The organism is Geobacillus sp. LYN3, assembly GCF_003064505.1.
In the GTDB taxonomy this organism is placed as follows: Bacteria; Bacillota; Bacilli; order Bacillales; family Anoxybacillaceae; genus Parageobacillus_B; species Parageobacillus_B toebii.
This window is the reverse complement of the sequence record NZ_QCWL01000001.1, coordinates 1401771-1415501: the sequence shown is the minus strand read 5'-3', so window position 1 is coordinate 1415501 and position 13731 is coordinate 1401771. Positions and strand designations below refer to the sequence as shown.

Sequence of the window (13731 nt, the reverse complement as noted above, 5' to 3'; positions counted from 1 at the left end):
ATACCTAATGCATTGTAGCATAATCAGGCAATTATAGACAATTGGATGATGCGATAAAAACAGCGGAGCCGCCGCAATCCGGCAGCTCCGCCAGCTTTAGGCGGAATAATGTTCTTTCACAATATGGGCGCATCGAGGGCATAATGTCGGATGATCCGCATCTTTTCCTACTTCCGGAGTCACCACCCAGCAACGCTCGCATGTTTCTCCTTCCGCCGGTTTGACGATAACGGCCACATTGGCCAATTTTTGCGCATCTTCTGGAGCATGTTCATAGTCATCTGCAATCGTAAACTCGGATACGATAAATAACTGTTTTAGATCTTCTTCGATCGATCCAAGCAATTGTCGCGCTTCTTTTGTCGGATATACCGTAACGCTTGCGGTCAACGATTTGCCAATCACTTTTTCGTTGCGCGCCACTTCTAACGCTTTTAACACATCATCGCGCAAGTTCATAAACGCATCCCATTTTGCAACAATCGCGTCTTCTTCGTCAATGTTTATTGTCTCTGGCATATCAACAAGTTGAACGCTTTCTTCTTTTTCCTTTCGATTTGGAATGTGCTCCCATACTTCCTCTGCAGTATGTGGCAAAATCGGCGCTACAAGCTTTGTTAACGCGACAACCGTTTCGTACAATACCGTCTGAATCGAACGGCGGGCGCGATCGTTTGGCGCTTCGATATATAAAATATCTTTTGCAAAATCTAAATAGAAAGCACTTAAATCAACAGTACAGAAATTGTTCACATCGTGATAAATGGACGCAAAATCATACGTTTCATAGGCATGCTTTACGTTTTCAATCAAATGGTTTAATTTTACAATCATGTAGCGGTCGACTTCACGTAATTCGTTAACCGGAACCGCATCTGTTTCTGGATTAAAGTCGAATAAGTTTCCGAGCATAAAGCGGAACGTATTGCGAATTTTGCGATATACTTCCGCCACTTGTTTTAAAATGCTGTCAGAAATGCGAACGTCCGCTTGATAATCAACAGAAGCAACCCATAAACGCAAAATGTCGGCACCAAGCTGTTCCATCACTTTCGCCGGCACAACGACATTGCCAAGCGATTTGCTCATTTTCCGTCCTTCTCCATCGAGAACAAATCCGTGGCTTAATACAGCTTTATACGGTGCTTTACCGGTAACAGCGACGGCAGTCGAAAGCGAAGAGTTAAACCAGCCGCGATATTGGTCGGAACCTTCTAAATATAAATCTGCCGGGCGTTGTAAATCATCACGTTCTACAAGCACTGCCTGATGGGAAGAACCGGAATCAAACCATACATCCATAATGTCTATTTCTTTCGTAAAGATACCGTTCGGGCTTGATGGATGAGTAAATCCTTCCGGTAATAAATCTTTCGCCTCACGCTCAAACCAAACGTTCGAACCATATTGACGGAACAAGTTAGATACATGTTCAATCGTTTCGTCCGTAATAATTGGTTCACCGTTTTCCCCGTAAAAGACTGGAATCGGTACCCCCCATGCACGTTGACGAGAAATGCACCAATCGCCGCGGTCGCGAATCATATTATGGATGCGGATTTCGCCCCATTCCGGAATCCATTTTGTTTCTTTAATGGCCTGAAGCAGTTCACCGCGAATTTTATCGATGGATGCAAACCATTGTGTCGTAGCACGGAAAATCGTCGGCTTTTTCGTACGCCAGTCGTGCGGATACGAGTGAGTGATGAAACTGAGTTTTAAAAGCGCCCCGACTTCTTCTAATTTTTGCGTAATCGCTTTGTTTGCTTCATCGTAAAACAGTCCTTCAAAGCCTGGCGCTTCGCTTGTCATATAGCCGCGCTCATCGACTGGACATAGCACATCCAAGCCGTATTTTTGCCCGACAATAAAGTCATCTTCCCCATGTCCAGGCGCGGTATGAACGCATCCTGTTCCGGCGTCTGTCGTAACATGTTCACCGCAAATGACTAAAGAATCGCGGTCATAAAACGGATGTTTTGCCACGACATATTCTAAGTCTTTTCCTTTGATCGTTTTCACAACCGTTACTTCGTCCCAGCCGATTTCTTTCGCAACAGATTCTAATAACGCAGCAGCAACGACATATTTTGCACCGTTTGTTTCCACCACTTGATAATCAAGGTCTGGATGGACGGCAATCGCTAAGTTTGCTGGAATCGTCCAAGGCGTTGTTGTCCAAATGACGATTTTTTCATCCCCGTCAAGCACTCCTTTTCCATCTTTCACTGGGAATGCAACATAAATGGAAGGGGAACGTTTGTCTTTATACTCAATTTCCGCTTCCGCCAACGCCGATTCGCTTGATGGAGACCAATATACCGGCTTTAGGCCTTTATAAATAAGTCCTTTTTTCGCCATCTCGCCAAACACTTTAATTTGTTGTGCTTCATATTCCGGTTTCAACGTAATATATGGATTTTCCCAATCGCCGCGCACGCCAAGACGCTTAAATTGCTCGCGCTGATTATTAATTTGTTCATACGCATATTGTTCACAAAGCTTGCGAAATTCCGCAACGCTCATCGATTTTCGGTCAACTCCCTTTTTCGTGAGCGCTGTTTCAATCGGAAGTCCATGTGTATCCCATCCAGGAACGTATGGCGCGCAATAGCCGCTCATCGATTTATAGCGGACGATAATATCTTTTAAAATTTTATTTAAAGCGTGTCCCATATGAATATCGCCGTTCGCGTACGGCGGCCCGTCATGCAGAACAAACAATGGACGTCCTTTTGTCCGTTCTTGCACTTTTCGATAAATGTCCATTTCTTCCCATTTTTTCTGGATTTCCGGTTCACGCTTCGGCAAGTTTCCGCGCATCGGAAATTCCGTTTGTGGCATTAACAGCGTTTCTTTATAATCCATGTTCATTCCTCCTATCCTTATTATTTCATGTATAAATGAGCGAAATAGATAAGCAGCTGATCAAGTTGGAAAGACAGTAGAAACGTAAAAAACCGCTCTCTCCCAAAAAGGGACGAGAACGGTCTCGCGGTACCACCCTTATTGGCTATGTATGCCATAGCCCACTTTGCATTCGTAACGTGAATGACACGCCACTGCCTACTTTTCCGTTCAGCATGGAACTCCAGGGTGATCTTCACTCTTTCGCTTATGCCAGGCTTCCACCATCCCCAGCTCGCTGAAATAAGCGTTGAAAGAGCTACTGTCCCTTTCATCGTTAACGCCTATGTTCATTTTATTCGATATTATATGCGAAAAAATCAATGGTCGTCAAGATTGGGAGAGTTCTTCCTTCTCCTTTGTTTCTAATTCTGGCACTTCATATTCCATTAAATCATCCCAATCGCGATTATTCAACATTTCTAGCTGCGCTTCAATGAGCATGCGAAAACGCATGCGAAATACTTTCGATTGCCGCTTTAGTTCTTCAATTTCAAGAGAGATTTTCCGCGATTTCGCAAGCGCTTCGCTGATGATGCGCTCCGCATTTTTTTCCGCTTCTTTAATGATTAGTTTCGCTTCTTTCTCCGCGTTTCGCTTTACTTCTTCCGCTGTTTCTTGGGCAACTAAAATCGATTTGTTTAATGTTTCTTCAATATTAGTAAAGTAATTTAGTTTTTCTGTCAATTCCGCTACTTTTTCCTCAAGTTGCTTTTTTTCGCGAATCACCATTTCATAATCTTTAATGACTTGTTCAAGAAATTCATTTACTTCATCTTCATCATAGCCGCGAAAACCTCGGCTAAACTCTTTATTATGAATATCTAATGGCGTTAAAGGCACAATGGCCACCTCCGTCTCGAAATTCCTTTTCCTTATCATTCGACATTTTTCTATCAATTCCTGCAACCATTCGATTATTTTTGTATTCCGATTCGAATGCGCCACTTTTCTTTTTTTGTTTTTCCTTCAATGGATATAATTTTACAGCGGCCAAATCCGCGCGCGGAAAGAATGTCTCCTTGTTGGCATTCAAAATGTGCTTGTTCAACGATTTTCCAATTTACTTTTACAAATCCATTTTCAATGAATGACTGAATTTTTTGCCGTGATACATGAAATGCTTGTGATAATATTGCATCCAGCCTTAATGATGAAGCGGTAATGGTCGTATCTTGCCACTTTTCTTCTAACGTGATAATCTCTGTCAATGGCCTTTTTTCTACCGAAACATTTGCTTTTCCGATTGCGTGCAAATGTAGGCGGATATAGTCCGCCACTTCGTTGGCCGCCAAAAATTGAACCCGTTCCTCCTTCATTAAAATATCACCAAATTTTCCGCGCCTCAACCCAAGCGACATGAGCGCCCCTAGCACTTGGCGATGCTCTAGGCTGATAAATTTGCTCGGATAATGGACCTCAAACAAAGCAATTTCATAATCTTCATCCGCGGGCTGAAAATATGGCGGGAACAATAGCGCTCTTTTGCGCTCCACAAACGGGGCGCCGCCAAAAAAAGCAATGCGAACCTCCTCATCGCGACCGATGACGCTTTGCACAATTTGTTGCTCGCGTGGATCTAAAAAGTCAGTAAGCTTTGGTGCGTATTGTCTCTTTACCGTTTCTTGCCACTCTAATACCTGGTCAATAAAATGATGTTCTTCTTTGCGAAAATGCTGGTATATTTCCATCTGTTCACACCTAACTTCCATGAAGAAAGGAACCCTATGATGGATTCCTCACACTAAATTTAACATATCAAAAAGGGCATACAACCCTTTTGTCGCAAATTTAAGCACTAAAAAAGCGACGATCGGAGAAAAGTCAATCATTCCGATTGGTGGAATAATGCGGCGAAACGGTTCTAAATATGGCTCGCAAATCGTTGCAAGCATTTGCCCGATTTTTGTATCGCGAGCATTGGGAAACCATGACATCAAAATGTAAATAATAAGCGCATACGAATAAATTTGAATCAATGTACTCAAAAACCAAAGCAAACTATCCATAAACGGCTACCACCTCTTCATTGATGTATCATCGTCACTATCGATGGAAATCGAACCAGTCACATCTACGTTATCTGGCGTGCACAAAAAAATTTTTGTGCCAACTTGTTGAATATCTCCTCCAATGGCATATACGGTACCGCTTAAAAAGTCGACAATACGCTTTGCTTGTTCGTGTTGAATTCGTTGTAAATTCACCACAACCGCGCGGCGATTTTTTAAATGGTCAGCGATTTCTTGCGCTTCCGCATATGCTCTTGGCTCAATTAATACTACTTTCGACGACTTTTGCACGCTTTGTAAGCTCACCACATTGGATTTGGTATTTGCCTTTGTCGCTTGCCGCATTTCTTCCTCTTCCTCATATTCCTCTTCATATTCTTCATATTCCTCATAGTCTTCCTCTAAAAAATAATCTTTAAATTTTTTTATCAATCCCATTGATTTCACCTCCTAAAATTCTTTTCCAACAAGCGATGTGCCAAGGCGAATAAAAGTTGCGCCTTCTTCAATGGCGATCACGTAATCGTTGGACATCCCCATAGACAGTTCCGTACATGGAGCGTTTGGAATATGTAATGCTTGTACATTTTCTTGCAATAATTTTAATTGACGAAAGCATGTACGTAAAATAGATTCATCATCTGTATAAGGCGCCATCGTCATTAAACCAATCACTTCAATATGCGAAAAATCTTGCAGCTGTTGAATAAACGGAATCACTTCTTCTTTTGCTAATCCATGTTTAGTCGCTTCACCCGATACGTTCACTTGAACAAAACATTTCACCCGCTTCGTTGCTCGCTTTTCGATTTCTTTAGCAAGCGACATACGGTCAAGCGAGTGAATATAATCCACTTTGTCAATAATATTTTTCACTTTTCGTGATTGCAGTGTGCCAATAAAATGCCATGTCGGCTCCGCGCCCAACGCTTCATATTTTTTCAACAACCCGTCATCACGATTTTCTCCCAAATCGGTAATGCCAGCTTCTAGCGCCTCTCTCGCCCGCTTTACACTTACATATTTCGTAACGGCAACAATGCGAATGTCGGCAGGGTTGCGTCCTACTCGTTGGCACGCTGCTTCAATGTTTTCTCGAATGATTGCTAAATTGTCGCGAACCGTCATCATTCATTCCTCCTTCCTGCCGATAAACGCCATCATTCTTCCTGTTTTTCCTTGATCACGGCGATGAGAGAAAAACAAATGATCAGCACAACTCGTACAATACCCGGAAACATCAATATGTTCTTCATGAATTCCTGCCTTTATCAGTAATACTTTATTCAGCTCTTTTAAATCAAGAGCATATTGCCCTATGCTCACTTGCTTATACGGAAGCTTCTCTTCCCCTTCCAAAACGCGATCGACGCGCGTGATCACACGGTCATCGACGATATAGCAACAAGCGCCAATCGAAGGGCCGATCACAACGTATATATCCTCAAGAGGAATTTGCTCACACTCATGCCAAAGACGAACCATTTCTCCCGCAATGTTTTTTACTGTTCCTTTCCATCCGGCATGAGCAAGGCCAATCATGCCATGTTTCGGAGCCATAAAATAAAGCGGTACGCAATCAGCAAAACATAAGGCAAGCAACAATCTTGCCTCTTCTGTATACAGACCGTCCGTACCCGCTATAGCGGACTGATAATCCGTTGTTCCTTTTCCACCGTGGTCGGTTGTCACCTTTTCAATGTGAACATCATGTATTTGGTCGCAACATATCCACCGTTCAAGTGGAAATTGCAACAAATCCGCCAAACGCTGTCGATTGCTGCAAACAAAAGAAGGGTCATCCCCAACATGCAGCCCTAAATTGAATGTCGCAAACGCTCCTTTACTCACTCCTCCATGTTTCGTCGTAAATCCAGCGACGATCTGAGGAAACGAATGCGACTGCAGCATCAACAATTCCTTTTCTATTTGTTGAAAAATGTCTGACATCCTCGTCAACCTCATATCTTTTTTGTTGATTTTTATCACTTTTTTTCCTATTTTATCATAGTTTGCTTAAACGTGATAATCCTTATTTTTTATTTACTCGCTTTCATGCAAACGTACTAAAATAACGTCCGCACCAATTTTGACGATATTTTGCCACGGGATGACTGTCGTTTCCTCCCGGCCAAATAAACCGAGTACTTTCCCTGATCCTAAAATAATCAGTGATTGTATTTGCCCTGTCTCTAAATCAATATCTATGTCCCCGATATTGCCTAATTTTTTTCCGTTTGCAACGTTTACCACATCTTTTGTTTGAAACTCAGAAATTCTCATCATTCAACATCCCCCGCTTTCTTCTCTTATCATAACTATATGAGTTTGCCTAGTGGCTTATGTAAAAAAGAAAAGAGCTGAACGAGCAGCTCTTATACTTGAATGTTTTTATTCATTTGACGAATCGCCGCCTTTTCCAACCGCGATACTTGCGCTTGGGAAATTCCAATTTCTTCGGCAACTTCCATTTGCGTTTTTCCTTGGAAAAAACGCTTGCGGATAATCATTTTTTCTCGTTCATTTAGACGGCGCATTCCTTCTTTTAGCGCAATTTCTTCAATCCATTGGCTATCACGGTTGCGTTCATCACTTAATTGATCCATCACGTAAATCGGATCACCGCCATCGTTATAAATTGGCTCAAATAACGAAACAGGGTCTTGGATTGCATCTAAGGCAAACACCACTTCCTCATGAGGAATGCCAAGCACCTTTGCAATTTCTTCCGCCGAAGGCTCTTTCGCCGTCTCGCTCATCAACTTTTCACGCACTTGCAACGCTTTATAGGCAATATCACGAAGCGAGCGAGATACGCGAATCGGATTATTATCGCGCAAATATCTGCGAATTTCTCCAATAATCATCGGTACTGCATATGTCGAAAATTTTACATTTTGGTTTAAATCAAAGTTATCAATCGATTTCATAAGTCCGATACAACCAACTTGAAATAAATCATCCACAAATTCACCGCGATTATTAAAGCGTTGAATGACGCTCAATACAAGCCGCAAATTGCCATTCACTAATTTTTCCCTTGCCTCCAAATCCCCTTCATGCATTCGCTTAAACAATTCTCTCATTTCTTCGTTTTTTAGTACAGGGAGCTTAGATGTGTCTACTCCGCAAATCTCAACTTTGTTTCTTGTCAAGTTGTTCCCTCCCATCAGGAGATGCTAAGTCGTCCATTTTCAGTATCTCCTCCGGAAGGAAAAATATGCACGCAGATCCATGCATAAAAAAACGGCAATGCGAAACCATTGCCGTCATTTTACATCATTTTATTGAATTCTTTGCGAAGCCGCTTAATAATCCGCTTTTCTAGCCGTGATATGTAAGATTGCGATATGCCAAGCAAATCGGCAACATCTTTTTGTGTTTTTTCTTCTCCGCCTGAAAGCCCGAAACGAAGTTCCATAATTTGTTTTTCACGGTCGCTAAGCTGCCTTAGCGCATTGAATAAAAGACGCCGATCGACATCTGCTTCAAGGTCTTTCGTAATCACATCATCTTCCGTGCCAAGCACATCTGATAACAATAATTCATTACCATCCCAATCAATATTTAAAGGTTCATCAAACGATACTTCCGCACGCACTTTATTATTGCGGCGCAAATACATTAATATTTCATTTTCAATGCAACGAGAAGCGTATGTCGCTAATTTAATTTTTTTCTCTGGATTAAACGTATTTACTGCTTTAATAAGTCCGATCGTTCCAATGCTAATCAAATCCTCGATATTAATTCCCGTATTTTCAAATTTGCGCGCAATATATACAACAAGCCGTAAATTGCGCTCAATAAGCAGTGACCGTGCAGTTTCATCCCCAGATGAAAGCTTTTTAATCAACATCTCTTCTTCTTCTTTTGTCAACGGTGGCGGCAGCGCCTCACTTCCACCGATATAATACACTTCATCCGCTTTAATCCTTAACTTCGCCAATAACTTATACCAAAAATAAATGATACGAAGTTTCCACGTTTTCATCAAAATCCCCCCTTCTAAATTAGCAAAAAGCGAGTATGATATAGTAACGAATCATGAAGCTGTGAGCCTCTTCCCCGTTTGTACCATTTTCGGATGTATAATACACTCATATTCTCCATCAGCAGATAAAATGGTTTCGTTTAATCCGACAAGCCCTTTTTGGATTTCCAGCCATTGTTGTTCGTAAAAAATCATGATGCGGTCTGGTCTAATCGCAACTAAAAATTGTTGTTCGCTCCCTACAACCCGATATGGAACAATACGCAGACGATGCACCCACTTTTCCAATTGCTCATTATTGATCCAATCCATTGATGTTCCTAACTGGATATGTTGCACTAATTCTTCCGGCAGCACTTCCTTTACTTTATTCATCTCAACAATCATGACAGGCATTTTCGATAGCGGATCATATAGTTGGTTGCCGCTATCAATGAGTCCTTTTAATTGAAGAGGTATGCCATCAAATACAATAAGGACGTCGACAATATGTTCAAATCGCAACTTTTTTTCGCGAATCCCGTTGATGCGTGCTCGCGAAAATAACCATAAGGCTGGGAATCCTAATAAAACAAACATCCAACTGACCGGGTCGCCCACACCGAGCGAATACGTTGTTAACACACTTGCATGAATATCGATTTGCCGCTGTAAAAAATAATGGACGGCAATCATACCTCCTCCGACCGTAAACGTCACAAAATAAAAGGCAAATAAATTTTCCAAAAAATACCTTATTCGTTTAAATCCAAATGTAACGAAAACGATGAGAAACGAGAACACAATTTTGATTGCCGGATGCTGAGCATACATAGAAAACGGTGTAAACATCATTACAACAAGAGATGCGCCAATAAACGCTCCAAACAACACTCGCCACCACACGACATCCCGCTTTAACATAATTGCTGTCAACCAAAGCAATAAACTGTCAAAACAAACATTTAATAACCAAATGACATCCAAATAAACGGCCAATCAAACAGCCTCCTTCACTCACAACAAAAACAAGCAGTTTCTGAAAATAGTATATAGTACATCTTATTGGAAAGTCTGTCAATTTATGATGGTGAAATACAGGAATTTTTGTCAAAGAAACAAGAAAAGCGGAAGGCGCCCGCTTATCGGCGACACGCGCTGAAGGCCCCGCGAGGAGGCTTTTGCCGCCGCAGCGGGACCGAAGCGTCGCGAGCCGATGGCGCCTGGAGCTAGACAATAAAGAAAAGCGGAGGCGGCGCGATTAGCTCTCGAAGCGAAATGTTCTTCGACCGCTGAAGTGCTTGCACTTCAAGGGAGAAGGTTATTTCGCACAAGAGAGCTAGCCGCCGAGCTAGACAATAAAGAAAAGCGGAAGGCGCCCAATTTCGCCTAAAAGCTGCCCACGTCCTGTGGGCAACGGCGAAATGTCACCGTCCTAGCTTCGCGATACGCGCTAGGAAAAAATATTAACTAAAAGAAAAAGAGCACGAACCATAAAAGATTCGCGCTCTTTCGTTTAGCGGCGGCGATTGCGATTGCGAAGAAAAGCAGGAATGTCAAGCGGATCTTCGGCTTGCGCGGAACGCAACGCCGCATAATCTTGTACGGCTTCTTCGTGTTTTTCCCGTTTTGGTGCTGCTGTTACTTTCGGAATCGTACCAATTCCAATACGGGATGGGCGCGATTGTGATGCCACATTTTCATTAAACCCAGTCGCAATAACCGTTACAATAATTTCATCTTTTAAGTTTTCATTAATGACCGAGCCGAAAATCATATTAACATCTTGGTCAGCCGCAGATGCGACAATATCGGCAGCTTCTTGTACCTCATAAAGGCTTAAATTCGTGCCGCCGGTAATGTTCATCAAAACACCTTGTGCTCCATCAATCGATGTTTCTAACAATGGACTAGAGATTGCTTTTTTGGCCGCTTCCGCCGCCCGGTTTTCCCCGCTTGCAATCCCGATGCCCATTAGCGCAGAGCCCTTGTTGGACATAATTGTTTTCACATCGGCAAAGTCTAAGTTAATAAGACCTGGCACTGCGATTAAATCCGAAATACCTTGTACACCTTGACGAAGAACGTTATCTGCTTCACGGAATGCCTCTAACATCGGTGTGTTTTTATCGACGATCTCTAGCAAGCGGTCGTTTGGAATGACAATTAATGTATCGACTGCTTCTTTCATCGCGGCAATACCACTTGCTGCCTGTGTCGCCCGTTTTCTCCCTTCAAATGTGAATGGACGGGTAACGACACCAACAGTCAATGCTCCTAATTCACGGGCGATTTGAGCAATAACTGGAGCAGCCCCAGTTCCTGTTCCACCGCCCATTCCTGCAGTGACGAACACCATATCAGCGCCTTTCAGCGCTTCTTCAATTTGCTCCTTACTTTCTTCCGCTGCTTTTTTCCCTACTTCCGGATTTGCACCTGCGCCTAAACCGCGCGTTAATTTTGCGCCAATTTGCAGCTTTGTTGGTGCTTTCGATAAATTTAACGCCTGTGCGTCCGTATTGACAGCAATAAACTCAACACCTTGTACACCGTGCTCAATCATTCGATTTACAGCGTTGTTACCGCCGCCGCCAACACCAATCACCTTAATCGTTGCCATTTGATCAATTGTAGTGTCAAACTCCAACATAACTAAATCCTCCCAAATTCAATCTCTATTCAAAGAAATACCCGAAAAATTTTTTTACTTTTTTTCCAAGAGTCGCTTCTTTCTTTTTTTGTTTCGGTTGTGATTGCTTTTGCGGATGTTTTTCAACAGGCTCCGCAACCGATGCAGCAACAGGAACCGATTTCCCTTGCAGCATCGCTTGTTGATAAGCAAACTTGATCAGCCCTACTCCTGTCGTATACTGCGGATCGCGCACACCTATATAATCAGGCATAGCAATGCGAACGCTGCTTCCTAATACGACATGAGCCAATTCTAATATTCCTGGCATATTTGCTACTCCGCCAGTTAGCACATAGCCGCCTGGCAAATCACGAAATCCTAGCTTGCGGATTTCATGTTGAACCATTTGAAAAATTTCTTCCAGCCTTGCCTCAATAATATCGGCAATGTCTAATTGACTAAATTGCTGATGCTGATCAGTCCCGATAACCGGCACGATAAATACTTCTTCTTCAGAAGCATAGTCATAAAAAGCGTGTCCATGCTTTAGTTTAATCCTTTCTGCATCTTCCGTCGATGTTCGGAGCCCGATCGATAAATCTTTTGTAATATGATCCCCTCCTACTGGCAAAACGGAAGTGGCCTGTAAAAATCCTTGTTCGAAAATAGCGATAGTCGTGGAACCGCCACCGATATCGACTAACGCCACCCCTAAGTTTTTCTCATCGTTTGACAAAGCAAGAGAACCAGCAGCAAGCGGCTGCAGGCAAATATCGCTTATTTCCAGTCCAGCTCTTTCTACACAGCGGAGTAAGTTATGTAAAATCGTTTTCGAACCGGTAATAATCGTTCCTTCCATTTCAAGACGGACACCGAGCATTCCGCGCGGATCGTTAATGCCATCTAACCCATCAACGATAAACTGCCGCGGAATCACGCCAATAATTTCCCGATCTGGAGGAATCGATACGACTTGCGCAGCATCCATCACGCGCGCAACATCTTCATCGGTAATTTCGCGGTTTTCACTGGAAACAGCAACGATGCCGTGGCAGTCTTGAAGCTGGACATGATTGCCCGTCACACCAACAATGACACGGCGGATCGTTAAACCAACCATCCGTTCCGCTTGCTCAACCGCTCTTTTGATCGATTGCACCGTTTTATCTATATCCACTATGGACCCTTTTTTAAGTCCTTCCGATTTTACATTTCCTACTCCAATAATGGTAATAGATTCATTTAGCATTTCTCCGATTATGACTTTAACACTGGACGTGCCAATGTCAAGACTAACGACGATCTCATTGCTGCTCATCTTTTGGTACCTGCCTACTAAAATCGTATATGCACCGCTTCCGTCTGCAACTGTGGCTTCTCATCCATTTTCTTGCGGCCCTATTACGTATTTTAGTAAGCAGTGACACCTCCTTTAAGCTGAAATTTATATATCTCGTATATGCCACACAATTGCGTTATTCTCTATTCATCTTTTAATCTATAACGGATACGCTTGCTTATCATCAGCAATGTTAAAAAGCGAACCAATCATTTTTTACTCCATATATTCAACATTTTAAGAAACTTTCCCTTTTTTCCAATTAACTTTTTTCACGGTTCTGTCGCCTTTCCATCCATTCGGCAAGAAGGAGGCGGCGAATGACAGCGATATTTTGAAAAAGGCGCACCCCAAATGCAAATACAGCTGCTAAGTACAAGTCTACACCAAGATGGACACCAAGAAAAGTTAAAGTTGTAGCCAAAATAATGTTAAAAAAGAATCCTGTTATAAATACTATTTCGTCATATGTTTGCTGTAAATGGGCGCGGAGTCCACCAATTAATGTATCAAATGCAGCAAGGATTGCAATGGATAAATAATTGGAATATTCGTCAGGGACGCGCAAATCGCTCAAAAATCCTACTATTAAACCAACGAATAAGCCGATGAGCGGGAGCCACATATTATTTCTCCTCCCTCTAGAAATGTTGATGTATCAAGGCTTTTCGGCCTCTCAGGGGTGTCCAAAAAATATTTTTCGACAAAATCCCTTACATCTTTTTTCAGTTTTGTGGATATCTTACAGACCTAGGGTGCGCTTCGCGGCCACGGCTGGTTATATTTTCCTGCCGCGGGGGGGAAGCATATTCGATGCACCCTTTGGATCTCCGCGTCGCTGATGAGGACGAACCCTCCCATGTCTCCG

At 42.6% G+C, this 13731-nt stretch carries 14 protein-coding genes and 1 other annotated feature; all 14 genes read right to left on the bottom strand.

All coding sequences use genetic code 11. The features are described from left to right. Positions 1 to 96: 96 nt before the first annotated feature. Positions 97 to 2868, bottom strand: a complete 2772-nt coding sequence (gene ileS / locus DCC82_RS07425; protein WP_015863374.1) for an isoleucine--tRNA ligase — start codon at positions 2866 to 2868, stop codon at positions 97 to 99. A 105-nt stretch (positions 2869 to 2973) separates the two neighbouring features. Next, positions 2974 to 3191, bottom strand: a binding site (T-box leader). A 46-nt stretch (positions 3192 to 3237) separates the two neighbouring features. Continuing rightward, positions 3238 to 3750 (bottom strand): DivIVA domain-containing protein, encoded by a 513-nt coding sequence (locus DCC82_RS07415; protein ID WP_097354293.1) that lies wholly within the window; start codon positions 3748 to 3750, stop codon positions 3238 to 3240. A 74-nt stretch (positions 3751 to 3824) separates the two neighbouring features. Continuing rightward, positions 3825 to 4598 carry a YlmH family RNA-binding protein gene (locus DCC82_RS07410; protein WP_097354292.1) on the bottom strand — a complete coding sequence of 258 codons (774 nt, stop codon included), beginning with the start codon at positions 4596 to 4598 and terminating at the stop codon, positions 3825 to 3827. A 48-nt stretch (positions 4599 to 4646) separates the two neighbouring features. Continuing rightward, the gene (locus tag DCC82_RS07405; protein WP_097354291.1) at positions 4647 to 4916 is read right to left on the bottom strand and encodes a YggT family protein; all 270 of its coding nucleotides are present in this window, start codon (positions 4914 to 4916) and stop codon (positions 4647 to 4649) included. Positions 4917 to 4922: 6 nt separating this feature from the next. Then, positions 4923 to 5357 (bottom strand): cell division protein SepF, encoded by a 435-nt coding sequence (locus tag DCC82_RS07400; RefSeq protein ID WP_015863370.1) that lies wholly within the window; start codon positions 5355 to 5357, stop codon positions 4923 to 4925. A gap of 12 nt (positions 5358 to 5369) precedes the next feature. Beyond that, a complete protein-coding gene (locus DCC82_RS07395) occupies positions 5370 to 6047 on the bottom strand; it encodes a YggS family pyridoxal phosphate-dependent enzyme (RefSeq protein ID WP_041269847.1) in 678 nt (225 codons plus the stop codon). Positions 6048 to 6050: 3 nt separating this feature from the next. Further along, a complete protein-coding gene (gene pgeF, locus DCC82_RS07390) occupies positions 6051 to 6869 on the bottom strand; it encodes a peptidoglycan editing factor PgeF (protein ID WP_015863368.1) in 819 nt (272 codons plus the stop codon). A gap of 93 nt (positions 6870 to 6962) precedes the next feature. Next, on the bottom strand, positions 6963 to 7205 hold the full coding sequence (locus DCC82_RS07385; RefSeq protein ID WP_015863367.1) for a YlmC/YmxH family sporulation protein: 243 nt from the start codon (positions 7203 to 7205) through the stop codon (positions 6963 to 6965). A gap of 89 nt (positions 7206 to 7294) precedes the next feature. Further along, the gene (sigG, locus tag DCC82_RS07380) at positions 7295 to 8074 is read right to left on the bottom strand and encodes an RNA polymerase sporulation sigma factor SigG (RefSeq protein WP_015863366.1); all 780 of its coding nucleotides are present in this window, start codon (positions 8072 to 8074) and stop codon (positions 7295 to 7297) included. A gap of 119 nt (positions 8075 to 8193) precedes the next feature. Beyond that, positions 8194 to 8913, bottom strand: a complete 720-nt coding sequence (sigE, locus tag DCC82_RS07375; RefSeq protein WP_015863365.1) for an RNA polymerase sporulation sigma factor SigE — start codon at positions 8911 to 8913, stop codon at positions 8194 to 8196. 51 nt (positions 8914 to 8964) lie between these two features. Continuing rightward, on the bottom strand, positions 8965 to 9891 hold the full coding sequence (gene spoIIGA, locus DCC82_RS07370; RefSeq protein WP_015863364.1) for a sigma-E processing peptidase SpoIIGA: 927 nt from the start codon (positions 9889 to 9891) through the stop codon (positions 8965 to 8967). 517 nt (positions 9892 to 10408) lie between these two features. Next, entirely contained in the window at positions 10409 to 11542 is a 1134-nt protein-coding gene (ftsZ, locus tag DCC82_RS07365) for a cell division protein FtsZ (protein WP_062753470.1), read from the bottom strand. A 25-nt stretch (positions 11543 to 11567) separates the two neighbouring features. Beyond that, on the bottom strand, positions 11568 to 12842 hold the full coding sequence (ftsA, locus tag DCC82_RS07360; RefSeq protein WP_097354290.1) for a cell division protein FtsA: 1275 nt from the start codon (positions 12840 to 12842) through the stop codon (positions 11568 to 11570). A gap of 283 nt (positions 12843 to 13125) precedes the next feature. Next, on the bottom strand, positions 13126 to 13488 hold the full coding sequence (locus DCC82_RS07355; protein WP_015863361.1) for a small basic family protein: 363 nt from the start codon (positions 13486 to 13488) through the stop codon (positions 13126 to 13128). Positions 13489 to 13731 lie beyond the last annotated feature (243 nt).

Bases quoted from the DNA above. Each gene is read 5' to 3' on its own strand.
- pgeF (WP_015863368.1), bottom strand. From the start codon at position 6,869: ATGTCAGACATTTTTCAACAAATAGAAAAGGAATTGTTGATGCTGCAG.
- DCC82_RS07405 (WP_097354291.1), bottom strand. From the start codon at position 4,916: ATGGATAGTTTGCTTTGGTTTTTGAGTACATTGATTCAAATTTATTCG.
- DCC82_RS07410 (WP_097354292.1), bottom strand. From the start codon at position 4,598: ATGGAAATATACCAGCATTTTCGCAAAGAAGAACATCATTTTATTGAC.
- DCC82_RS07385 (WP_015863367.1), bottom strand. From the start codon at position 7,205: ATGATGAGAATTTCTGAGTTTCAAACAAAAGATGTGGTAAACGTTGCA.
- sigE (WP_015863365.1), bottom strand. From the start codon at position 8,913: ATGAAAACGTGGAAACTTCGTATCATTTATTTTTGGTATAAGTTATTG.
- DCC82_RS07395 (WP_041269847.1), bottom strand. From the start codon at position 6,047: ATGACGGTTCGCGACAATTTAGCAATCATTCGAGAAAACATTGAAGCA.
- DCC82_RS07400 (WP_015863370.1), bottom strand. From the start codon at position 5,357: ATGGGATTGATAAAAAAATTTAAAGATTATTTTTTAGAGGAAGACTAT.
- DCC82_RS07355 (WP_015863361.1), bottom strand. From the start codon at position 13,488: ATGTGGCTCCCGCTCATCGGCTTATTCGTTGGTTTAATAGTAGGATTT.
- ftsA (WP_097354290.1), bottom strand. From the start codon at position 12,842: ATGAGCAGCAATGAGATCGTCGTTAGTCTTGACATTGGCACGTCCAGT.
- ileS (WP_015863374.1), bottom strand. From the start codon at position 2,868: ATGGATTATAAAGAAACGCTGTTAATGCCACAAACGGAATTTCCGATG.
- ftsZ (WP_062753470.1), bottom strand. From the start codon at position 11,542: ATGTTGGAGTTTGACACTACAATTGATCAAATGGCAACGATTAAGGTG.